The organism is Streptomyces sp. NPDC046349 (genome assembly GCF_055587885.1).
Genome location: NZ_JBVJFK010000021.1, coordinates 1 through 22,201 on the forward strand (window position 1 = coordinate 1; position 22,201 = coordinate 22,201).

Consider the following 22,201-nt stretch of genomic DNA (forward strand, 5'->3'; position numbering starts at 1 on the left):
CCCCCCAGGTCATCCGTTCGACAGAGGGGACACAGTCATACCGGGCCCGGAGGCCAGCGGTCCCATTGCAGGACCGCGAAAAACATAACGGGGGTGCCCACCGGCCCCGCCCCCTCCTTCCGGCCCGGGACCGCGGCCTTCCGGCCCATTCGGGTGGCCGGAGCGGCGGATCCGCGCGACCTGCCACGGGCCCGCGGCCCGGGTCGTTAGCGTGAGCGACCATGACGCTCCTGAGCGACCGGGCAGACGCCGTCCGAGCCCTCGTGCAGTCCGCCGATCCCGGGGCGGTGTGGGCCGTCGGCGGACCCGACGGCCCACACGCCGGTTCGCACGGCGCGCACGGTGCCGATGACGACGTCTTCGACGTCGGCGGACTCATCCCCGTCCTCGCGCTGTGGCCGTCCGTCGGCACCCTCGTCGACGAGGGCGCCCTGCGGCTCCACACCCCGCTCACCGCGTACGGGGAGGAGGCCGCCGCGGGCACGCCTGCCGGGACCACCGCCCACCACCTGCTCACCCGCCCCGGGGGCACGGCCGCCCTCACCCGCCTCGTCGAGCACCTCTGCGGGAGCACCCTCGCCGAGCTCGCGGCCGTACGGGTCTGGAACCCGCTCGGGATGACCCGCACCCGCCTCGCCGACGGAGCCCTCCGCGCACCTCTCGCCGACCTCGCCCTCTTCCTGGGGCACATCCTTCACCCGAGTGACCCGAGTGACCCGAGTGGCGGGGGTGACCCGGTCGGACCGGCCCCTCTCACCCGTGCCTGGACGGCCGAGTCCCTCCGTATCCGCACGGGCGAACTCACCCCCGCCCGCGGGCTCCTCTGGCACCCCGCCCCGCACGGCGTATGGGTCCACCACGCCCCGACCGACCCCGGCCCCGCCGTCTGGATCTCCCCTCGACACGCCCGCTGGGCGGTTCTCCTCCCGGCCGCCCGCGGCCCCCTGCGCACCACCTTCCGCGAGGCCGTCTTCTCCCCGGACGCATCCGCCCGGAGCAGCGGGCCGGGCGGGATCCCCCGGGCGTAGCGCTCGGAGCGCGCGCTCCGCGGGCGGGACGTACGGTGATGCCGATGTCGCCGACCGTTGTCGTCGTTCCCGCCGCGGAGGTTCACGGATGCGTACGGTCCAAGGGGCAGCCCTCGACGGGATCAGGGCCCGGGTGCGGGCCCTCGCGGAACGGACCGGGCTGCCGGTGCGGTCCGCACGGGGCGAACACCCCGCGCACGGCGGCGCGGAGATCCGGCTGCGCCCCGAGGAGTACGCGGCCCGGCCCCGCCGGGGCGGAACGCCGCCCGCGGACCTCGGACCGGCCGCGCCACCGCTCGGCGCGGAGACTCCCGGCCGGCGGACATCCGGGAGGGCAGCGCTCCGCGGGGCGCCTGCCGCGCGCGCCGGCACCGCCGCACTCCTCGCGCCCGCCGCGTCACCGGCGGCCGCGACCACCGTGTTCGCCGCCCTCGCCGCTCTGCTATCCGGCACCGGCCGGCCCCGGCCGCGCCGACGGCGGCCGGACGGGGTGCGCGCCTCCGCCGCCGCCCTCCGCGCCCTGCGTGCCCGCCACGGGGACGCGCCCGCGCTCGTCCGCACCCGGTCCGGGAAGACCCTCCTCGTCCTCCTCGACCCGCGGGACCTGCGCCGCTTCTACGCCGAACCCGTCAGCGTCCTCGCGGCCGACCCGCCTCGGAAATGCCGGGGTCCGAGCACGCACGAGCCCGGCCCCGACGGGGACGGCGCAGGGTGCGTCCGCGGTGAACAGCCCGCCGGGCGGCGGCGGATGAGCGAGGCCGTGCTGGCCGCGGGTGTGCCCGTGCACCCCGCGGCCGGCCCGATCCTCACGGCCGTCGGCGAAGAGGCCCGGCGCCTCACCGCCACCGGCAGCCTCGAACTCGCCCGCGCCCGGCACGCCGTGAACCGGGCCGCACGGCGGATCGTCCTCGGCGATCCGGCCGCCGGGGACGACGAACTCGCCGGATGGCTCGCCCAGTTGAGCGCCCAGGGCAAGCGCCCGCGCGGCGGCCCGGGGCGCGCCGCGCGGTCCGTGCACGACAAGGCCCGCGGACGCATCGCCGAGTACGTCCGGCACGCCGGCGACGACACCCTCGCCGGCCGCGCCGCCCGCCACGGCGGCACCGAAGGCGGCCTCGACCCCGGCGACGATGCCCGGCTGTGGCTCCTGGCCATGGACGCCGTGCCCGACACCCTGCTGCGCACGCTGCTCCTGCTCGGCGCGCACCCCTGCGAACAGGACGCGGCCGCCGCCGAAGCGGCCGCCGAGATCGCCGCCGGCCCGGCCCGCGGCGAACTGCCCAGGCTGCGGGCCTGCGTCCGTGAGTCGCTGCGCCTGTACCCGGTGGTGCCCGACCTGATCCGCGTCACCCGCGCCGAGACCGAATGGCGCGGCGTGCGCCACCCGGCCGGCACCTCGGTGCTCCTGCCTGCCGCGTTCCACCAGCGAGACCCCGAGCGGGTACCGGCCGCGCACGTCTTCGTACCGGGCCGGTGGAAGAACCCGGGTGCAGACCAGGACATCCGGCTGGCGCCCTTCGGCCACGGCGAGGGGCGCTGCCCCGGCGACCAGCTCGGACTGATGATCACTGCCGCGTTCTGCGCCGAGGTGCTGCGCGGCCACCGGATCACCGGCACCCGGCCGGTCCTGGACCCGGTCGGACCGCTGCCCGTGACGCTCGATCCGCACGGCATCCGACTCGCCCTCACCCGCCGCTGACGCGTCCTCCCCGTCGGCGTCGCCCCTGTACCGCTCTGCCCAGCTTCAACTGCCGAAACCCATGAGGATCCCATGTCCGACGCCGCGACCTCCGCGTCCACCGCCCCGGACGCCGACCAGCTCGACGCCCCGTGCCGCGCACTTGCCGAGGCCGCCGACGCGGTCGGTGAGGCTGCCCGCTACGCCTCCGGCCTGGCCTTCGGCGCCCGCCTGCCCGCGGCGGCCCTCGCCAGGGGCGGCCGCAGCAGGCGGGGTTGGCGCACCCTGCTGCGCACCCTCACCGATCCGGCGGGCCTCGGCTGGGCGGCGCGCGGCCGGGGCGCCGCCCGGGCCGGCCGCCTCGCCGGGGTCCTGGCCGGCCGGGAGAGTCTCGCCGTCAGCCTCGCCGTCTGCGGGCTCAAGGCCCGGATCCGGGCGGCGAGCGCGGGACGCCCCGAACTCCGGCAGGACCCCGGCACCGCGGCGGTCCTGCGGGCCGTCGAAGCCGGCAGCCAGGCCGAGGCCGTCAGGCTGTTCCGCGGCATCATGCGCGAGCGGGGCGCCGAGTACGCGTTCTCCCTGCTGGCGCCGTCGTTCGCCGACATCCTCGCCTGGAACGCCCTGACCGACGCGAATCCCTTCAACGACCACGCCGGATGGCAGGTGGCCACCGGACGGGCCGAGCCGGCCCGGCCGCTGCTCGGACTCGGCGCCGCGCTGTGGGCCTTCTGCGACAGCGGCCCGGGCCTGTCCGCGCGGCCCCCGTCGGGGGCGGCACCCGATCGCGGTCCCGTCCGGCGCCGCGTCGCGGACCGGCCGCCCCAGCGGCCGCGGCCGCTCCGTCCCGCGCCGCGGCCCCAGCGCGGGAGCCTGCAGGGCCATGCCGCCGCGCTGCGTACGCACGCGGTCCGGCTGCGCAGGGCCGCGGCCTGGACGCCGACATGGCAGGGCCCGGAGACCGAGGCGCTCCGGGCCGAGGTCGCGAACCTCGCGGTCCGCTGCGCGACGGCGGCCGGCGGCCTCGCCCTCGCCGCCGCCCAACTGCAGGATCCGGGACGGGGTGGGGTCCGACAGGACCTACAGCACGGGTGACTGCGGGAGGACACGGCCCAGGCCGACCACCGAGGTCACCGTCTCCCTCACCGATCAGGTCGTCAACGGCGATCCCCGGCCGGGTGGCGCCGGCCGAGGTGATCGCCCCGGTGCCGGCGGCGGCCGTGACGGCCGAGACGCCGCCGCCCCCGACTGGTCACGGTGGCGTTCCCTCAGGTTCCGCAGGTGTCGAGCCGGCCCAGCGCGGCCAGGGCCTGCCCGGTGACCTCTTCCGGGGAGCCGGTCACGTCGAGCGCGACGCCGCACTCGTCGTCCTGGAGCGGCTCGAGCGTGGCGAACTGCGATCCCAGCAGCGTGGTGGGCATGAAGTGGCCCTTGCGCGCCGCCATCCGCTCCTCGACCAGCGGCCGTTCACCGGTGAGGTGTACGAAGACGGCCCCGGGAGCCGCGGAACGCAGCCGGTCGCGGTAGACGCGCTTGAGCGAGGACGCGGCGATCACTCCGCCGCACGTCCCCGCGCGGTTGCGGATCCACTCGCCCACGGCGTCCAGCCACGGCCACCGGTCCGCGTCGTCCAGCGGGTGGCCGGCCGCCATCTTGGCGACGTTGGCCGCCGGGTGGAAGGCGTCGCCCTCCGCGTAGGGCAGGCCGAGCCGTGCCGCGAGCAGCCGGCCCACGGTCGTCTTGCCCGTGCCGGCCACGCCCATCACCACAATGACGCGCTGGGTGCTCACGTCCACCTCGCCGTCCTCGTCGACATCGGGTCGTGGCACCACTGAAGCGCAGTAAGTACTACGTATTCAAGCCTCGGTTCGAAAACATCGCATCTTTTGTGCGAGGGGTCGTCACCATACGCTTGCGCCATGACCACCGAAGGCGCCGACAGCGGTCCCGGACCGGGCCTCCACTCCCACGTGCTGGACACGATCGGCCTGGCGATCACGGCGGGGGAGTACCCGCCCGGCAGCGTCCTGCGCACCGACGAGATCGCCGAACGCTTCGACGCCTCCCGCACGGTGGTGCGCGAGGTCGTCCGCGTCCTGGAGTCGATGCACCTGGTCGAATCCCGCCGCCGGGTCGGCGTCACGGTGCGCCCGACCGAGGAGTGGAACGTCTACGACCCGCGGGTGATCCGCTGGCGGCTGGCCGGCCCCGACCGGCCCCGGCAGCTGCGCTCCCTCACCGTGCTGCGCTCCGCCATCGAGCCGGTGGCGGCCGGGCTCGCCGCGGAACTGGCGACGCCGCAGCACTGTGCCGACCTCACCGCGGCGGCCCTCGGCATGGTCCGCACCTCGCGCGGCCACCAGCTCGAGGGCTATCTGCAGCACGACATCGCGTTCCACCGCGTGGTGCTGAACGCCTCCGGGAACGAGATGTTCGCCCGGCTCGGCGACGTCGTCGCGGAGGTACTGACGGGGCGCACCGAACACGAGGTGATGTTCCACGACCCCGACCCCGCCGCCGTCACCCTGCACGTCCAGGTGGCCGAGGCGGTGCGCGAGGGCGACGCCGCCCGCGCCGAGGCGCTGACCCGGCGGATCGCCGAGGGCGCACTGGAGGAGCTGGACGTGCTGCTGACCCCCTGAACCGCCGCGGCCAGGCCGGGGCCGGCGAGGGCGGACCGGTGCCGGGGTCACCCGCAGCCGCAGCCGCCGCATGGCCCCGACCGTCCGTCCCACGTCCCCTCCTCGCAGTGGATCTCGGAAATTGATCACCGGGAAGGCGGTTCGGCCATAATGGCCGCGAACGGCACAAGCAGTGGAGACGCCGGGTCACGCGGTGGTCCGGCAGGAGAGGGAGCCCCCGATGGACGTGCAGCACTTCGAGCGGATCACCGCATTCATCGAGGCGCGGCTCACTCCGCTGTTCGACGAGGCGACGGGCAGCGAGCACGGCTTCGCGATGGACGACACCTCCCGTGCGCTGCGCGCGCTGCGCAACTCCGTGCTGGAGGCCTCGGCGGTCAAGGGCCTCATCGAGAAGCGGGAGTCCGCCGAGCCGGCCACGCGCCGCGTCATCGACCAGTCCGTAGAGCACAACTGGGACGTGCTGCGCGGCATCGCGCGCCAGTGGGAGGACCACGCCGACTTCCGCCACGAGTTCAAGCACCACGCCTGGGAGTTGGACCCCCACCACGCCGCAGCGCAGGCCTGACCCCGCCGGACGCCGCCGCACGGTGCCCCGGCACCGTGCGGCGCGACGTCCCGCCGACCGGCGGCCGCGGCCCCTCGGGCGTCACTGCCCGGGTTCCGCCGACTTGCGCGGAGTGGTCTGCTGGACCGCCCAGCCGTTGCCGTCCGGGTCGGAGAAGTAGACGAAGGAGCCCCACGGCAGGTCCTGGATCTCCGTCACCTCGACCCCCCGGCCGCGCAGGTCCTCGTACGCCTCCTCGATGTCGGTGACGACGACCTGCATGTTGTCGAGGGACCCCGGCGTCATCCGGGTGAGGCCCTTGCCGATCGCGATCGAGCAGGCCGACCCCGGCGGGGTCAGCTGCACGAACCGGATGTCCTCGCTGACGGTGACGTCGTGGTCGGCGTTGAAGCCGAGCTTCTCGTAGAAGGCCTTGGCCCGGTCGACATCGGTGACGGGCACGGCGACGAGTTCCAGTTTGATGTCCATCACAGCATCATGCTCCCCGCACCGGTGCCGCGCCGTCGGATCCCGTGCCGGCGGGCGTGTCCGCCGCGGCGAACTGCGTGCGGTACAGCTCCTCGTACCGGCCTCCCGCCGCCAGCAGCTCGGTGTGCGTGCCCCGTTCCACGATCCGGCCGTCCTCGACCACGAGGATCAGGTCGGCTGCCTGCACCGTCGACAGCCGGTGCGCGATCACCACGGCGGTGCGGCCCGCGAGGGCTTCGCCGAGGGCCTCCTGCACCGCCGCCTCCGAAGTCGAGTCCAGGTGCGCGGTGGCCTCGTCGAGGACCACGACCCGCTGCCGGGCCAGCAGCAGCCGGGCGATGGTAAGCCGCTGCCGCTCGCCGCCGGACAGCCGGTAGCCGCGCTCCCCGACCACCGTGTCCAGCCCGTCCGGAAGCGAGGCGACCAGGCCGTCGAGCCGTGAGCGGCGCAGGGCCTCCCAGATCTCCTCCTCGGCGGCGTCCGGGCGGGCCAGCAGCAGGTTGGCCCGTACCGAATCGTGGAAGAGGTGCCCGTCCTGGGTCACCATGCCCAGTGTCTCGCGGATCGACTCGGCCGTGAGGTCGCGTACGTCGATGCCGCCGAGCCGGACCGCGCCCGCGTCGGCGTCGTACAGCCGGGGCAGCAGCTGCGCGATGGTGGACTTGCCGGCGCCCGACGAGCCCACCAGGGCGACCATCCGGCCGGGCTCGGCGCGGAAGGACACCTCGTGCAGGACCTGTGTGCCGCCGCGGGCGTCGAGTGCGGCGACCTCCTCCAGTGAGGCGAGCGAGACCTTGTCCGCGGCGGGGTAGCCGAAGGACACCCGGTCGAACTCCACCGTCACCGGACCCTCCGGCACCCGGCGGGCGTCCGGCCTCTGCGCGATGAGGGGCTTCAGGTCGAGGATCTCGAAGACCCGCTCGAAGCTCACCAGCGCGCTCATCACCTCGACGCGGGCGCCGGCGAGCGAGGTCAGCGGAGCGTAGAGCCGGGTCAGGAGCAGGGCGAGGGCGACGACGGAACCGGCGTCCAGGGTCCCCCGCAGGGCGTAGTACCCGCCGAGTCCGTAGACCAGCGCCAGGGCGAGGGCCGAGACCAGGGTGAGGGCTGTGATGAAGGCCGACTGGGCCATCGCCGTGCGGATCCCGATGTCCCGCACCCGGGCCGCCCGGACCGCGAACTCCGCGGACTCGTCGGCCGGCCGCCCGAACAGCTTGACCAGCGTCGCGCCGGGCGCCGAGAACCGCTCGGTCATCTGGGTGCCCATCGCGGCGTTCAGCGCCGAGGCCTCCCGCTGCATCGCCGCCATCCGCGCCCCCATCCGGCGGGCCGGCAGGACGAACACCGGCAGCAGCACCAGCGCCAGCAGGGTGATCTGCCAGGAGATGCTCAGCATCACCGTGAGCGTCAGCAGCAGGGTTACGGTGTTCCCGACCACCCCCGACAGAGTGTTGGCGAAGGCCCGCTGGGCGCCGATGACGTCGTTGTTGAGGCGGCTGACGAGGGCTCCGGTCCTCGTGCGGGTGAAAAAGGCGACCGGCATCCGCTGCACATGGTCGAAGACCGCCGTCCGCAGATCCAGGATCAGGCCCTCGCCGAGGGTGGCGGAGAGCCGGCGGGCCAGCAGTCCGAGCCCCGCCTCCGCGACCGCGATCACCGCGATGAGCAGGGCGAGCCGGGTCACCGCGGCGCTGTCCCGGCCGTCGACGATGGCGGTGACCACCCGGCTGGCGAGGACCGGGGTGGCAACAGCCAGCAGCGCGGTCACCACACTCAGCAGGAGGAAGAGAACGAGCCCGCGGCGGTGCGGGCGGGCGAAGGCGGCCACGCGGCGCAGACCGTCCCGGGAGAGGGGGCGACGGTCCTGCTGTGCGTTGATCGCGCTGTGCAGCGATGTCCAAGCGGTGACTTCCATGTCCATGACCCGAACGCTAGGACCTCAACCAAAGTTGAGGTCAAGGTTTCGACTCCGGACCCCCCGACCGGAGCAACTGCGGTCGACCCCAAGCGACTTCGGTACTCCTCCCGTGTCGGTGCCCGGTGGCATCATCGGGTCATGACGCAGGGATCCGAGTCCGTCCGTTTCGCCGAGGGCACCACCGGCACCGTCCTGCACCACTTCGAACGCTGGGCGCGGGACACGCCCGAGGCGCCCGCCCTCATCGCCTCCCCGAAGCACCACGTCCCCTACGGGGTACTGGACGCCCGGGCCAACCGGCTGGCGCACCATCTGCTCGCCCGCGGTCTGCCGCCGGGCGGACTCGTCGCCATCGGCACCACCCGGCACGAAGAGCTCGTCGTCTGCATCCTCGCCGTACTGAAAGCCGGCGGGTCCTACGCCGTCGTCGACGCCGAAACGCCCCGCACCGGGCGCCGACAGCTCGCCGCACTCGAGGCGTTGGCGCCCTTCGCGCTGCTCACCCACTCGCCCCACCGGGCCGCCCTCGACACGGCCACAGGCCTGCGCGCGATCCGGACGGACGACGACGCCGCCGAGATCGCCGCCCGGCCCGGCTACGCACCGGACCTCGCGGAGGCGTCCGTCGGCCGCGCCACCCCGGCCGCGGGGCGCGCGGCCGTCCTCTTCACGGCGAGCACCGACCCGCGGCCCGTCCCGGTCGGCCACGCCGTGCTGCTCGCCGCCCACTCGGGCTGGACCGAGCTGGCCCGGCCGACCCCGCAGGACCGGCACCTCATCACCGCCCGCCCGGACGTCACCCCCTTCGCCGCCGGCTGGACCCGGGTCCTGGGCACGGGCGGCGCCCTCGTCCTGCCCCCGGACGCCTCCTGGCGTACCGACCACCCCCATCAGGTCCGCACGGCGGTCGAGGGCCAGAAGGTCACCGTCCTGCACACCGATCCCGCCGGCATCGCCGAGCTGGTGATCGACGGCCCCAGGCCCACCGCCGCGGACCGCAGGACCGGCCCCCGGCCGCTGCACTCGCTGCGGCTGGCCACCGTCACCGGCGACCGCCTCCACCTCGACGAACTGGACGCCCTGCACGTCCGTCTGCGTCCCGGCGTACGGATCCTCGACGTCTACGGCCTCACCGAGGCCGCCGGAGCGGGCACCTGCTTCGAACTCCCGCAGCTGCCGGCCCCCGTCGGCGAACCAGAGCGGCTCTCCCTGCTGGGCACCCCCTTCGCGGGATGCCAGGTCCATGTGCGGGGCGGCGAGATACACCTCACCCCGCCCGGCGGCGGCGACGCGATACCCACCGGCGACCTCGGCGTGCTCCGCCCCGACGGCCTGCTGGAGTACACGGGCCGGATCCGGGACCGGATCCCCCTCCACGGAGGCTCCTTCGACCCCCACCCCGTCGAGGCGGCGATCCGCACCCATCCGGGCATCGGCGCCGCCCTCGTCGCCCTCGTCGACGGCGTCGGCAAAAACGGGGACCGCCGGCTCGTCGCCTACGTGTCCCCGCCGCCGGGCGACCCGGCCTGGGACGCCTCCGCACCATTGCCCGAGATCCACGGCCTGCGCAACCACCTCGCGGGCGTCGTCCTGAAGGAAGTGACGCCGACCGTCCTCGTCCGGCTGAGGGCCCTGCCGCGCCGACGGGGTGGGCAGGAGGACCGTTCCGCCCTCCCGCTGCCCACCCAGCCCGTCTCCGAACGGCCTGCGCCGCACGGCAGCAAATTCGCCCGGGCGGCCGCCGGCGCGGGCGACCCGGAGGGCGGCCGCGTCGTCGCCGCCGGGTGCCTGACGATCGTCCTCGCCTTCCTCACCCTGGCGCTCACAGGCGTCGTGTGGCCCGGATCCACGGACCTCTCCGCCGTGCCGTACCCGTGGGCAGCCCTCTTCTTCCTGCTCTACGTGGCCGAAAGCGTGGCCTTCGGGGCGGGCCTGGCCTTCCTGTTCACCGGCTACCGCCTGATGGAACGCCGGGAACGCGGCCGACCCCCGGGCCGCATCAGGGCCGTCCACCTGGCCGCGAGCTACCTGCTGCTTGCCTGGTGGCCGCAGGACAACGCCTACCGTCTGGCGGCCAAACAGGACTGGCCCCTCCAGGCCTTCCTCGTCTACGCCTTCAACATCCCGTTGATGATCGCCGGCCTCGTCGTGGCCGTCCACCTGGCCCGCAAGCCGGCCTCGCCCTTCGACTTCGAAGACCGGACCTGACCGGCCGCCGACCGCGGCACCCTCAAGGGGCTGCGGGCGTCGGGGCGTCGAACATCGCCCCGACGGCCGCCGCCCCGGCGCGGACCAGGCTCTCGGCCGCGTCCAGGACCTCCAGGCCGTGCGCGGCCACCAGCACCCCCATCCAGGGCGCGGGATCGAAGGCGCCCGTCGGGATCGCGGGGACGAACACCGCCCCGAGATCCGCGCACGCCCGGGCCAGGTCCGCGCAGAGCTCGTCCAGTTGGGCCTCCGGCAGCCGCGCGCCGAGCTCCACCCGGTCCGCGATCCGCACGAGGTGCCCCGCGCCCCGCAGCGCGTCCAGCCGGGCCGCCACCATGAAGGCGATCGACGGCCCGGTCAGCCGCAGGTTCGTCTCGGTCGGCGCCAGCCGCCCCGCGGCGTCCACGACGAAGTCCACGTCGAACCAGCCCCGGTAGCCGGACGCCGCCAGCTCCCGGCCGACCGCCGCACCGAAGGCGAGGACCGGCTTCTCCGCCCAGTCCGGCACCACCCCGGGACCCACCGTGGCTCCGCGGTAGGCACCCGCCGTCACGTCCATCAGGGCCGCCCCGACCTCGTGCAGCCCGCCGGCCGCGTCCACGAAACCGTCGTACGTCAGGTCGCGGGCGGCGCCGGGATCCGGCGGGCCCTCGACGAAGTCCTCCACCAGCACAGGCCCGCGCGGCAGCCGCCGCAGGACGGCGCGGGCGCCGCCCGCCGCCCGCACCTGCCCGGCCGTGACCACGGTGGTGCCCGAACCCCCCACGCCGTACTCCGATTTCAGTACGGTGCTCTTTCCCGTCCGCGTCCGCGCGGCCAGCAGCCGCGCCGCCGACCACCGCGTCACCGCCCGCACCTGCGCGGGCAGCACGATCCCGGGGTGGCCGCCCTCCGCCAGGATCCGCTCGAAAAGGCCGTGCGCCGCTGCCTTCGACTCGTAGCGCAGGTCCCCGGACCGCCACGGCCGCCCTGTCAGCAGCCCGAACGGCCGGGTGAGCCCCCACGGTACGAGCGGCTCTCCGGCCCCCGTCAGCCGTGCGGCCAGCGCCGGCCGGGCCCGTACCGCGTCGACGAGTCCGGGCCCCCGCTCGACCAGGCCGTCGTACACCTCGACCCCGGTCCAGCCCAGCTGGCGGCAGACCAGTTCGGTCCAGCCGGCGGGCACCGCCCGGGGCAGCACCAGGGCTGACGGGCAGGGGCTGTAGAAGGCGGCCAGGCAGGAGTAGTGGTGCGCGACCGCCTGCTCGCGGTCCAGTGAGGAGTCGCCGAACTGCGCGTTGAACTCGGCGACGTTGCCCACGTGCACGGCCCGCCCGCCGCCGGTCCAGGCCCGGGCCCAGTCGGCGAGCGGGGCGGGGGCGGCCTCGAACCGCACCAGACGCCCGCTCCGGCCGGCCCCCGCATCGGCCGCCGCAGCCGGCCCGCCCGGCGCCGCCACGGCGCCCATCGCCCGGTAGAAGCCGGCCGCGTGCGGGTCCGAATCGATGACCAGCCTGCGCACCCCCTGCTCCACGGCCCGCCGCAGCACGTCCCGGTACAGGAGTCGCCCCACGCCCTGGCCGATGGCCGACGGTTCGACGAACAGCAGGCCCAGGGTCGCCAGCGGCGCGGCACCCTCCAGGGAGGCGAGCCCGAGGACCGTCCCCCGCGAGTCCTCGGCGACAACGATACGGCGCGCGGTCACCTCGTCCGGCCGGATCCGAAGTTCCGGGGCGCAGGCCGCCAGGAACGCGGCGTCGTACCCCCAGTGCGCCTTGGACCGCATCACCAGCCCGGTCAGGGCCTCCGCCTCGGCCGCACGCGCGGCCCTGACCTCCACCATTCGCTGACCTCCCCATGGCCTGCCGGAAGGCCGTGCGATAGATTCGGCCTCCCCACGGCTCGTATTTTCCCACCTATCGGAGACAGGCTTCTCAATGAGCGACATCATCAACGGACTTGGCCGCACCAGCGCCTACGGTGCCCTGGGCCTGGTCCTGCTGATCCTCGGCATCGTCCTCGTGGACGTGCTGACGCCCGGGAAGCTCCCGAAGCAGATCTGGGAGGAACGCAACCGCAACGCGGCCCTCTTCCTCAGCTCGGCGCTCCTCGGCATCGGCGGCATCGTCTTCACGTCGATCTGGACCACGTACGACGACTTCGGCAAGGGCCTGGCGTCGACGGCCGCCTTCGGCCTCCTCGGCCTGATCCTGATGGCGGTGGCCTTCCTGGTGTTGGACCTGGTGACCCCGGGCAAGCTCGGCGCCATCGTCGTCGACCCGCAGCCCCACCCGGCGGTCTGGGTCTCCTCGGCCTGCAACCTCGCCGTCGCCGCGATCGTCGCCGCCTCGATCGCCTGACGCGGGAGCACCCGACCGCCGAGAGCGCCGCTCCGTCAGGGAAGCGGCGCTCTTCGCGTACCCGGCCCGGCACCGGACGACCCGGCCTGGTCCGACGCCTGTCCGCCGGCCAGCCCCTACGCCAGGCCCAGCGCGAACACCCCGAAACCCACCGCCAGCAGCCCCGCCACCGTGCGCCGCACCGCGCTCGCCGGGCGACCCGCCACCGGCGGTGCCTCGAACCGCCGCGCGTACCGAACGATCCCCACCAGCAGCGCCGCGAACACCGGGATCCACGCCACCCGCGCCGCGACCCATCCCAGGCTGTCCGGCGCCGTCGTCAGCCCGGCCACCCCACCCGCGAACGAGGCCGGCACGGCCGCGGCCAGCATCGCCGTCTGGTGCCAGCACAGGATCGTCATCGCACTGAGGTTGACCACGACCACCGGGGCCCACAGGACCGGCCGGGCCAGCAGCCGCGCCAGTCGGTCCCGCAGCAGGATCGCCGCCCCCGACTGCGCCGAGGCCAGGGCGAGCACGAGCAGCGACGGCGGGTGCGAGTTGGTCCGCGGCGCCCCCGGCACCCCCACCATCGACGCCGGATAGTGGAAGACCGCCAACAGCGCCGCGAACAGGACCGTCCCGCCCGCCAGCAGCAGCCAGGCCCCGCGGCGCCCGATCCGCCGCTCGCCCCAGGCCACGCCCAGCTGGTACGCGAACAGCCACCCCGGCAGGATGTTCAGCACCGACAGCCAGGACGGCACGGACTGCGCGAGCGGCCCGTAGCGAAGCACGTCCACCACCGCAACCGACGCGATCAGCGGGGCAGCCGCCCAGCCGCCGAGCCGGCCCGCGACCCGTACGCAGTACGGGGTCAAAGCGGTGACCACCACGTACACCCCGACGAACCACAGGGGTTGCACGACCAGCGTGGCCCCGGTCCGCAGCGACGCCTCCGGCACGCCGGCCGCGTACAGCAGCGGCGCGGCCAGCGCCCACACGGCCGTCACTCCGAGCACGGGCCGGCCCAGGCGGACGATCCGGCCCTTGAGCCAGGCGCCCGCCGACCCTGGGCGCCGCCGGTAGGAGAGCGCCGAGGCGTAGCCGCCCACGAGGAAGAAGATGCCCAGCATCTGCAGCACCCAGCTCGCCGGCGCCAGGGCGCCGAAGGCCGACAGCGGACTGGCGTTGTGAAGACCGCCGTCGGCGTCGAGTGTGAAGCCGCCGAGCAGCCAGTGGCCGGTCGGCACGGCCAGCAGCGCCAGGGCGCGCAGCCCGTCGACCGCGCGGTTGCGGTGGGCGGGGGTCTGCCGGTCCATGCGCTCGGCGGTCCTGCGCAGCGCTGCCGACCACGTGGAGACGCTCATCGGACCTCTCCCTTCGCGATCGCGGCGAACACCGCGAGGGACTGCGTGCCGGGTGTGAAGTAGCCCGCGTGGCCCCGTACGTCGGCGGCGGGCACCCGGCGCGCGCCGAAGGCGGCGGAGATCGGGTCGGCGCCGTGGCCGATCCCGGCGAAGCTGACGTTCGGTACGTCCGCGATCCAGTCCGAGGGGCCCCGGGCCGCCCATACGCGCGCTCCGGTGTGCAGGGCGTCCGCGGTGGCCGCCCGCATGCCGGGGGAGCCGAAGGCCACGACGTCCGTCGCGTCGGTGTGCCGCGCCGCCAGGCCGCAGACCACCGAGCCGTAGCTGTGGCAGAACAGCACCGGGTCGGGTGCGCCGACGGCGTCGAGACCCGCGGTGAAGCGGGCCAGGCGGGTCGCCCCGGCCGCAGCCAGCCGCCCGTCGGCCGCGTCGGGACCGATGCCGACCGGGGTGGTGTACCCCGTCCACGCGATGACGGCCACCGGACCGCCGGCCGCTGCCGCGTCGGCCACCGGACCGCCGGCCGCTGCCGCGTCGGCCACCGGACCGCCGGCCGCTGCCGCGTCGGCCGCCGAACCGCCGACCGCGGTCGCCGCGGTCGCCGTGCGCAGCGCCCGGGCCATGCCGGCCGGGCCGGTGTGCGGCGCGCGCCGGGCGTCGTAGGAGGCGGCGTCGTTGTCGGAGCCCGGCACGACCACCGCCACGTGCGCGGCGTGCTCCAGATCCCCGAAGACCTCGACGACCTGGCCCCGCCCGCGCGGGTCGAAGGCCAGGATCCGGCGGTCGGGCGCGGCCAGGGACGCGTACCGTGCGTCGCCCGTGGCGGCGACGGCGAGCCGGTTGGCCTCGTACCGCAGGGCGAGCGGCGCCCCGTCGAGGTTGCCCACCACCAGGGGGTGGGACCGCACGAGCGCCGCGCGCCCCGCATCGCCCAGCCCGGCGAAGAACCGGGCCACCTCCGGCGGCGTCGCCTTCGCGGGATCGGGCAGCACCCGGCCGTACGCCGTGTCGGCCCGCCAGGCGGCGCTGCCCGGCGGCGGGCCGGTGACCGCCGACTGGCTGCCGCCCGAAGCCCAACCGGCGGTCCCCCCGACGACGGCCACCGCCAGCGCGGCCGTGACCAGCGTCCTTCCGAAGCGGCGCATGCCCCTTCTCCTCTCCTCGTGACGAGGAGGAAGGTAGGAAGACGGCACCCCGAGGCACGTCGGACCGTGGAGCCAAGTCCGATGTCATACCCCGGTAGGGGGTGGAGGAGACGGCCGCGGAGGAGACGGCCCCGGCGGGCGCGGGGTCACCGAACAGACTCGGGTACGCCGACGACATCCCTGCGCCCGTCAGGCGGACCCCGATCGGATACCCGGGCGCTGCTGTTCGGCGGCGGCCCCGCGGACGTTCCGTCCGCCTGCCGCCTGCCGCCTGCCGCCTGCCGCCTGCCGCCGTCCGCCTGCCGCCTGCCGCCGACCGCCGCCGCGCCGGTACGGGCCGACCGGGCAACGGCCCGATCCGGCCCGGCAACCGCCTGCCCCGGCCCGGCACCGCTCCCGGCTCGGGCCCGATGCCGGCGGATCAGGCCGAGTCGCCCGGGCGCACCAGGCCGGCCTCGTAGGCGAAGATCACGGCCTGGGCCCGGTCCCGCAGGTCGAGCTTGGCCAGCACCCGCCCGATGTGCGTCTTCACGGTCTGCTCCGCCAGCACCAGGTGACCGGCGATCTCCTGGTTCGACAGCCCGCGCGCGATCAGCTCCAGCACCTCCGTCTCACGCGGCGTCAGACCGTTCAGCCGCAGCGCCGGGTCCTTGCGCGGTGCCGGCCGCTGCTGGACGAAGTCCGCGATCAGCCGCCGCGTCACCGAGGGCGCCAGCAGCGCCTCACCCGACGCGACGACCCGTACCGCCGCGATCAGGTCGGCCGGCGGGGCGTCCTTCAGCAGGAAGCCGGAAGCCCCGGCGCGCAGGGCCTCGTACACGTAGTCGTCGATGTCGAAGGTGGTCAGCATCAGCACCTTCGGCCGGTGCACCACCCCGGGCGGCGGGCCGAGGAGCTCCCGGGCCGCCGCCAACCCGTCCATCTCCGGCATCCGCACGTCCATCAGCACCACGTCGGGGTGCGCGGAGCGGGACACCTGCACCCCCTGGCGCCCGTCCGGAGCCTCGCCCACCACGTCGATGTCGGCCTGCGCGGACAGCAGCGCGGCGAACCCCGCCCGCACCATGGCCTGGTCGTCGACGATGACCACGCGGATGGTCAACTGCTCTCCCCGTTCGTGTCGTTCGCCTCGTTCGCCCCGTGTGCGACGGCGGTCCCGTCACCGGTGTGCAACGGCAGGCGCGCGGCGACCCGGAAACCCCCGTCCGGCAGCGGTCCGGTGTCCAGCGTCCCGCCGGTCAACCGTACGCGCTCCCGCATCCCCACGAGGCCGTGCCCCGTGCCCGCGCCCTCCGGCTCCACCACTGCGTCCCGGGCCGCCGGGCCGTTGACGACGAGCACGAGCACCTCGTCGTCGTCGGCCGTGACCGAGACCCGGGTCGGTGCGCCCGGCGCGTGCCGCACCACGTTGGCGAGGGCCTCCTGCACGATCCGGTACGCCGACAGGTCGACCGCCGGCGGCGCTGCCCGCGCCGCACCGGCCGCCAGCGACAGCTCCACCGGCTGACCCGCCCGTACGGTGGCCTCCACCAGCTGCTGGAGCCGGCCGATCCCCGGCTGCGGAGCCCGCTCCCCGTCGGCACCGCCTTCGCCGGGGCCGCGCGCGCCGTCCGGGGTCCGCAGTACGGTCAGCAGCCGCCGCATCTCGCCGAGGGACTCCCGCGCACTGGCGGCGATCGCCGCGAACTCCTGCTGTACCGGCTCCGGCATGCCCGGCAGCCGGTAGGGCGCCGAATCGGCCTGCACCGTGATCACCGACATGTGGTGGGCGACGACATCGTGCAACTCGCGTGCGATCCGGGTGCGTTCCTCCAGCAGGGTGCGCCGGGACCGTTCGGCCTCGCTGATGCTCTCCTGCTCGGCGATCCGCTGGCGCGCGTCGCCCAGACCGCGCAGTGCGCCCGTCAGCGCCAGCACCGTGCCGCCGAGCACGAAGAGCAGCGCGGCGGTGGTGGTGGTCCCCTCGGGCTGGAAGAAGCCCAGCACGGCACCGAGCGCGCCGGTCACCAGCCACACCCCGACCAGGTTCCGGATGGACTCGCGCAGCCCCAGGCAGGCCATCAGCACCAGGTAGCCGACGACGGCCATCGGCGTCCACGGCCAGGGGTGTCCGGCCACCCTGTCCGCCTGGGTCAGCAGGACCGCACCGGCGGTGTCCGAGGCGAGCACCAGCAGCCATGCGGGCAGCGGCCGGGTCACGGCGAGGAGCAGCGGCACGGTCTGCGCCACTCCGAGCGCCCCCGCCCAACCGCCGTCCAGCCCGTAGTCGTCGGTGAGCACCGCGATCGTCGTCGGCAGCAGCGAGACCACGAAGACGCCGACCACGACGTACGGGAGCGCCCGCTGCCATGCCTTCGGAGCCTGCGCGAAGAGCGGCTGCGCCGCCGCGGCGGGCGTACGCAGGGCTGCGGCGAGCTGGGCCAGGGCCGCGGCGAGCCGGGCCGGGGCGGCGACGGGCTCGCGGGCCTCGGCCGTGCGGGCGGCGACCCCCTCCCGGTTCCGTCCGCCGGGCTTCCCGCGCGGTCGCCTGCCGGGTCGGTCTCCCGTCCGTTCGCGGGCTTCGTCGCTCATGACCGCACCAGCCCGGGCTCCACCGGGGGCGTGGGGGAACAGGGGTAGGCTGCACACCGTTCGATCATGGGGGAGATGTTCGCATGGGCGGGGCGGCCGCGCTGGAGAAACTGGTGCCGGTGCTGCTGGCCTTCGGCGGCGGGGTCCTCCTCGCGCGCCGCAAGGTCGTTCCGGCCGAGGCCTCCAAGGTCTTCTCCGACTATGCCTTCCTCTTCGCGGTGCCGTGCTACCTCTTCGGCAACATCTACGCGAGCGACCTTGCCGCCCTGTTCGACCGGCGGGCGATCGGCGGATACGCCGCGGCCGCGGCGGTCGCCATGGCGGCCGTGGCCGCGGTGGCGGTCGCCCGCGGCCGGCGGGAGCCCCGCGAGGTGGCCCTGCGGGTGATGGCCGGAGTCCAGGTCAACACCGCCTACTTCGCCGTCCCCGTGTTCATCACCGTCTTCGGGACGGCCGCGCCGATCTTCCCGATCCTGCTCTTCCAGGTGTGCGTGCTGTCCCTGGTGGTCATCGCCCTCATGGAGCTGGGCCGCGCAGGCCCCGCCGAGGAAGGCCCGGGCCGGCGCCTGTCCCGCGCCGTCGGTGCTTCGCTCGCCACTCCGCTGGTCCTCGCCTGCAACGGGGGCATCCTGCTCAACCTGCTCTCGGTACGGGTACCGGGCGTGGTCCTCGACGGAGCCGCCTTCGTCGGGGACAGCGCCTCGCCGGTGGCCCTGTTCGCGCTGGGCCTGCACCTGGGCGGCGTCGGCCTCCGGCTGCGGGGCACCACGCGTGAGGAACTGGCCCTGATCGCCTTCAAGTGCCTGGTGTTCCCCCTGTTGACGTGGGCGGTGTGCGGGTCGCTCTTCGGGGTGCGGGGCGACTGGCTGGCGTACCTCGTGCTGATCGCCGCGATGCCGACGCCGCAGAACCTGTTCATCTTCGCCCAGCGCTACGACGTGGGCGTCGGCCTCTCCGCCTCGGTCGTGATCAAGACCTCGCTCGTGTCACTGGTGCTGCTGCCCCTCTGGCTGCAGGCGGTCGCCCCGTGAGCAGGTCGGTAACCGGCGCCCCGCGCTGCGGGATCCGCTGCCACGCTCCCCCGGCGGTACGCACCGCGTCACCGTCCACGCACCCCCGGGCGGGACCGGCTCGTTGAACCGGCATGGAACTGCCGACCATCGCGGCCCCCGGCGTCGGGGAACGGGCCGACGCCGCGGCCGATGCCGCCTGCCACCTCTACGACACCGTCACGCCCTGGGGGCCCGGAGCTCCCGGCGGGTGGAGTCGGACCGCGGCCGAGGACGCCGCCGAGGCGATCGAGACCACGGCGTACGCCCTCGCATCCGCCGCCCCGGGCGCCGAGGTGGTCCTGGCGCCCGTCCACGCGGCCCTGGCCGAACTGCGCCGCCGGCTCGGCCTCGGGCCCGCCGAGGTGCTGACGGGCGACGGGCTGCCGGCGACCCCGCGTACGGTCGGCAACCCGCGCCGGACGAGGTGGGTGCGGGCCCTTACGGCGCCTTCGCCCCGGCAACCGCCTTCTCGTACAACTTCCTGATGTCCGCACCGAAGTACGAGCTGTACGACACGTCGGGCCTGTCCCCGCCCGTCTTCCAGCCGCCGATGACGCCCACCACGTCACCGGTCCAGGTGCGGTTGTCCAGGCGGAGCAGGAACGGGCCGCCGCTGGTGCCGCCCGGGTAGCCGGTGCAGGCGATGCGCAGGAACGAGCCCGGGATCCGTGCGTCGGTGCTGGTGTACTTCGTCGTGCGGTTCACGCACAGGCGGGGCCGGGCGGCGGTGGACGGGTGCCCGATCAGCGTGGCCCGCGCGTGCGCGTAGCCGCCGCCGGTGACCAGCCGGTTGCCGCCGACCACGTCCTGTACCCGCCGCCCCTTCGGGCCGGGCCCGACCTGTGCGAAGGCCACGTCGAGGGCGGCCGCGCGGTTGACGCCCTGGGTGCGGTAGCGCTGGTCGATCCAGATCTTGGAGCGTCCGGCCGCCGTGCGCACGACCGGGAACATGCCGAACGGCCGCGGCCTGGCCCGCGTGTACTGCGGTACGAAGGCCACCTGGCGGGTGTCGGCACCGAGCAGGCAGTGTGCGGCGCTGATCACCAGGTTGCGGCCGGGGGAGGCGACCACGCTCGCGGTGCAGAAGTAGGAGCCGCCGCCCTTGACGAGGAACATCCTGCCGACGACCGGTAGACCGCCGAAGTCCTGCCCGACGCCGGGGCCGGCGGCCGGGATCCGGGGCAGCGGACGCGCGGGTGCTGGTGCTGGTGCGGGAAGGGTGACGGGCGTCGGCGTCGGCGCGGGTTCGGGGTGCTCGGGCGTCGTCACGGCGGGAGTGGTCACGGCGGGGGTGGGGGACGGCGCCACCTCGGGCGTGGGTGCCGACGGCGGGACCGGCGTGACCGGCGGCCCTGGTGACGCGGGGGTGTCAGGCATCGCGGGCGGGTGGGGCACGACGGGCAACTGCGCGGGGACGGGCGGCAGCGGGCGGGCCGATGCCATCCGCTCGGGCGTCCAGAAGGACTCCGCCTCGTGCGCGCCCCAGCGGCCCGCGGCCACCGCAACGGCGCCCCCCGCCTCGGCCGCGGGCAGCGGCCCCGCGGACACCAGCAGGGCGGCCGCCGCCGCGGCCACCGTCAACGTACGTCGCATGCCGGACACTCCCTAAACGGCCTGGGGGAAACGGAAGAGCCGGTCCGGATCGTGGGTACGCCGGACCTCCTCCAGCCGGGCGAGGTTCGGGCCGTAGTAGGCCTCGCGCCAGCCGGTGAGCTTGGGGTCGATGTAGTTCTGGTAGGCGCGGCCGCTCGCCCACGGGCGCAGGTCCTGCCACAGCCCGTCGAGCCAGGCCTCGTGCCGGGCGACGTCGGTGCTCGGCGCGGATTCGGGCCAATAGGCGAGGTACTGGGCGAGGAAGGCGCTGTCGCGGTGCGCGAAGACGGTGTCGCCGACCGCGACCCGGTTCACGGCGCCGCCGCAGACCCCGTCGAACTGGACGACGCCGAGCCCGCCCCGGGGCGCGTCGGCCCCGTACCGCCGGACGGCGTCCAGGACCGCGCCGATGGCTGCGTCCGTCAGCGCCGCGCCGGCCCAGAAGTCCGAGCGGGCGGCGTACGAGTCCCTGCCGAGCCGCCCCCGCGGGTCCCGGCCTGGCAGGACGCCGGGCAGCCGGCATTCCGGGGCGCTCAGGTCCAGGCAGCCGGACATGGCCCGCAACGTGTCCCCGTGGCTGCGTACGACGGTCCAGCTGTCCCGCGGCGCTGCGCCGACCAGGTCGGACAGCCTCGTCAACTGCCGTTCCAGTTCGGTGCGCCCGTCGAGGCACACCACCCGCACCGAGGGCGCCGCGGCGCCCTTTCCGGATCCGGGTCCGGGGCCGGACCCCGCCTCGACCGTGAACTCCACCTGGCTCCAGAACGGGTCCGGCAGACCTGCCAGCCAGCGTTGCCAGCCGCGCAGGACGTCCGCGGAACGGGCGGTCTGCCAGTGGAGTTCCGCGAAGGCGCAGTCGCCGGCGGGGTGCGTCCGGAAGCGGAATTCGGTCACCACGCCGAAGTTTCCGCCGCCACCGCCGCGCAGGGCCCAGAACAGGTCCGGATTCCCGTCCTGCTCCGCCGAGACCTCGCGGACGGTCCCGTCGGCGGTGACCACCCGTGCCCCGGTCAGCCGGTCCGCGGTGGTGCCGTACGCCCGGGAGGCCAGGCCGAGCCCTCCGCCGAGCGTGAGCCCGGCGATGCCGACGGAGGGGCACAGCCCGGCCGGCACGGACAGGCCCCGTGCGGCGAGGGCGGCGTGCACGTCACCGAGCCGGGCGCCCGCGCCGATCCGCGCACCGTTCCCTTCGACCGTCACCGCGGCCATGGCTCCGGTGTCGACGACCAGGGCGCCGGTCCGGGTGGACCAGCCTGCGTAACTGTGCCCGCCGCCGCGCGGCACCACGGGCACGGCCGCGCGACGGGCGAAGTCCAGGCAGACGGCGACGTCCCCCGCGTGGGCGGGATAGGCGACCGCGGCCGGCGCGACGGCGTCGTAGCGGGGCTGGAACAGCCGCCGGGCCTCCGGGTAGTCGCGGTCCCCGGGAAGCACCAGCCGCCCGTCGAGGCCGCGTGCCAGCGCGCCGTAGTCCGGGCCCCGGGCCGCCGCGCCGACGGTGGCGAGGACGGCCGCGGCCGCACCGCCGAGTACCTGGCGCCGAGGGAGGCTCATACCTCTTTCCTGCCACCGTCCGTCCGGATCACGGTGCAGGCGGGTCCCAGGTGCACCGCGTTGACCCCCGAACGGACCATCGCGGAAACGGTTC

Annotated in this window: 19 protein-coding genes; 9 read left to right on the forward strand and 10 right to left on the reverse strand. The window is 75.2% G+C overall.

What is annotated here, in order from left to right:
• The first annotated feature begins 221 nt into the window (after positions 1-221).
• From ACZ6JS_RS34355 to ACZ6JS_RS34365, 3 genes are all read left to right on the forward strand, one after another.
• Positions 222-1,028, forward strand: a complete 807-nt coding sequence (locus tag ACZ6JS_RS34355) for a serine hydrolase domain-containing protein (RefSeq protein WP_469303887.1) — start codon at positions 222-224, stop codon at positions 1,026-1,028.
• A gap of 88 nt (positions 1,029-1,116) precedes the next feature.
• The gene (locus ACZ6JS_RS34360; protein ID WP_469303888.1) at positions 1,117-2,727 is read left to right on the forward strand and encodes a cytochrome P450; all 1,611 of its coding nucleotides are present in this window, start codon (positions 1,117-1,119) and stop codon (positions 2,725-2,727) included.
• A gap of 72 nt (positions 2,728-2,799) precedes the next feature.
• Positions 2,800-3,798 (forward strand): hypothetical protein, encoded by a 999-nt coding sequence (locus ACZ6JS_RS34365; RefSeq protein WP_469303890.1) that lies wholly within the window; start codon positions 2,800-2,802, stop codon positions 3,796-3,798.
• A 173-nt stretch (positions 3,799-3,971) separates the two neighbouring features.
• Here the strand turns inward: ACZ6JS_RS34365 and ACZ6JS_RS34370 are convergent, their stop codons facing one another.
• The gene (locus ACZ6JS_RS34370; protein ID WP_469303967.1) at positions 3,972-4,493 is read right to left on the reverse strand and encodes a gluconokinase; all 522 of its coding nucleotides are present in this window, start codon (positions 4,491-4,493) and stop codon (positions 3,972-3,974) included.
• 129 nt (positions 4,494-4,622) lie between these two features.
• Between ACZ6JS_RS34370 and ACZ6JS_RS34375 the strand changes: the two genes are divergently transcribed.
• Together ACZ6JS_RS34375 and ACZ6JS_RS34380 are read left to right on the forward strand one after the other, a co-directional pair.
• Positions 4,623-5,345 (forward strand): FadR/GntR family transcriptional regulator, encoded by a 723-nt coding sequence (locus tag ACZ6JS_RS34375; protein WP_469303892.1) that lies wholly within the window; start codon positions 4,623-4,625, stop codon positions 5,343-5,345.
• 220 nt (positions 5,346-5,565) lie between these two features.
• Positions 5,566-5,913: a hypothetical protein gene (locus ACZ6JS_RS34380; RefSeq protein WP_469303894.1), complete on the forward strand. Its 348-nt coding sequence runs from the start codon at positions 5,566-5,568 to the stop codon at positions 5,911-5,913.
• A gap of 81 nt (positions 5,914-5,994) precedes the next feature.
• On the opposite strand, the gene ACZ6JS_RS34385 is transcribed toward ACZ6JS_RS34380, so the two are convergent.
• Together ACZ6JS_RS34385 and ACZ6JS_RS34390 are read right to left on the reverse strand one after the other, a co-directional pair.
• Complete coding sequence (locus ACZ6JS_RS34385) at positions 5,995-6,381, reverse strand: VOC family protein (protein WP_469303896.1); 387 nt, start codon at positions 6,379-6,381, stop codon at positions 5,995-5,997.
• Positions 6,382-6,388: 7 nt separating this feature from the next.
• Positions 6,389-8,302 carry an ABC transporter ATP-binding protein gene (locus ACZ6JS_RS34390; RefSeq protein ID WP_469303897.1) on the reverse strand — a complete coding sequence of 638 codons (1,914 nt, stop codon included), beginning with the start codon at positions 8,300-8,302 and terminating at the stop codon, positions 6,389-6,391.
• Positions 8,303-8,437: 135 nt separating this feature from the next.
• On the opposite strand from ACZ6JS_RS34390, the gene ACZ6JS_RS34395 reads away from it, so the two are divergent.
• Positions 8,438-10,507, forward strand: a complete 2,070-nt coding sequence (locus tag ACZ6JS_RS34395) for an AMP-binding protein (protein WP_469303899.1) — start codon at positions 8,438-8,440, stop codon at positions 10,505-10,507.
• A gap of 22 nt (positions 10,508-10,529) precedes the next feature.
• Here the strand turns inward: ACZ6JS_RS34395 and ACZ6JS_RS34400 are convergent, their stop codons facing one another.
• On the reverse strand, positions 10,530-12,329 hold the full coding sequence (locus ACZ6JS_RS34400; RefSeq protein ID WP_469303901.1) for a GNAT family N-acetyltransferase: 1,800 nt from the start codon (positions 12,327-12,329) through the stop codon (positions 10,530-10,532).
• A gap of 94 nt (positions 12,330-12,423) precedes the next feature.
• On the opposite strand from ACZ6JS_RS34400, the gene ACZ6JS_RS34405 reads away from it, so the two are divergent.
• A complete protein-coding gene (locus ACZ6JS_RS34405) occupies positions 12,424-12,846 on the forward strand; it encodes a DUF350 domain-containing protein (protein WP_030843124.1) in 423 nt (140 codons plus the stop codon).
• A 116-nt stretch (positions 12,847-12,962) separates the two neighbouring features.
• Here ACZ6JS_RS34405 and ACZ6JS_RS34410 read toward each other — a convergent pair whose 3' ends face one another.
• The 4 genes from ACZ6JS_RS34410 to ACZ6JS_RS34425 all read right to left on the reverse strand — a co-directional run bounded on the left by ACZ6JS_RS34410 (position 12,963) and on the right by ACZ6JS_RS34425 (position 17,908).
• Entirely contained in the window at positions 12,963-14,192 is a 1,230-nt protein-coding gene (locus tag ACZ6JS_RS34410; RefSeq protein WP_469303903.1) for an acyltransferase family protein, read from the reverse strand.
• The gene (locus ACZ6JS_RS34415) at positions 14,189-15,337 is read right to left on the reverse strand and encodes an alpha/beta hydrolase (RefSeq protein WP_469303904.1); all 1,149 of its coding nucleotides are present in this window, start codon (positions 15,335-15,337) and stop codon (positions 14,189-14,191) included. Before ACZ6JS_RS34415 ends, ACZ6JS_RS34410 begins: the two co-directional genes overlap by 4 nt.
• 421 nt (positions 15,338-15,758) lie before the next feature.
• Positions 15,759-16,439, reverse strand: coding sequence for a response regulator (locus ACZ6JS_RS34420; RefSeq protein ID WP_469303906.1), 681 nt, complete (start codon positions 16,437-16,439; stop codon positions 15,759-15,761).
• A complete protein-coding gene (locus ACZ6JS_RS34425; RefSeq protein ID WP_469303908.1) occupies positions 16,436-17,908 on the reverse strand; it encodes a sensor histidine kinase in 1,473 nt (490 codons plus the stop codon). The genes ACZ6JS_RS34420 and ACZ6JS_RS34425 overlap by 4 nt, the downstream gene beginning before the upstream one ends.
• A gap of 83 nt (positions 17,909-17,991) precedes the next feature.
• Here ACZ6JS_RS34425 and ACZ6JS_RS34430 point away from each other — a divergent pair, with 83 nt between their 5' ends.
• Together ACZ6JS_RS34430 and ACZ6JS_RS34435 are read left to right on the forward strand one after the other, a co-directional pair.
• Complete coding sequence (locus tag ACZ6JS_RS34430) at positions 17,992-18,939, forward strand: AEC family transporter (protein WP_469303909.1); 948 nt, start codon at positions 17,992-17,994, stop codon at positions 18,937-18,939.
• A 113-nt stretch (positions 18,940-19,052) separates the two neighbouring features.
• Positions 19,053-19,445: a hypothetical protein gene (locus ACZ6JS_RS34435; RefSeq protein ID WP_469303910.1), complete on the forward strand. Its 393-nt coding sequence runs from the start codon at positions 19,053-19,055 to the stop codon at positions 19,443-19,445.
• Here ACZ6JS_RS34435 and ACZ6JS_RS34440 read toward each other — a convergent pair.
• Together ACZ6JS_RS34440 and ACZ6JS_RS34445 are read right to left on the reverse strand one after the other, a co-directional pair.
• A complete protein-coding gene (locus ACZ6JS_RS34440; RefSeq protein WP_469303912.1) occupies positions 19,399-20,553 on the reverse strand; it encodes a hypothetical protein in 1,155 nt (384 codons plus the stop codon). The two genes, ACZ6JS_RS34435 and ACZ6JS_RS34440, sit on opposite strands and share 47 nt — an antisense overlap.
• A 12-nt stretch (positions 20,554-20,565) precedes the next feature.
• Positions 20,566-22,107 carry an FAD-binding oxidoreductase gene (locus ACZ6JS_RS34445; RefSeq protein ID WP_469303913.1) on the reverse strand — a complete coding sequence of 514 codons (1,542 nt, stop codon included), beginning with the start codon at positions 22,105-22,107 and terminating at the stop codon, positions 20,566-20,568.
• Between the last annotated feature and the right edge of the window lie 94 nt (positions 22,108-22,201).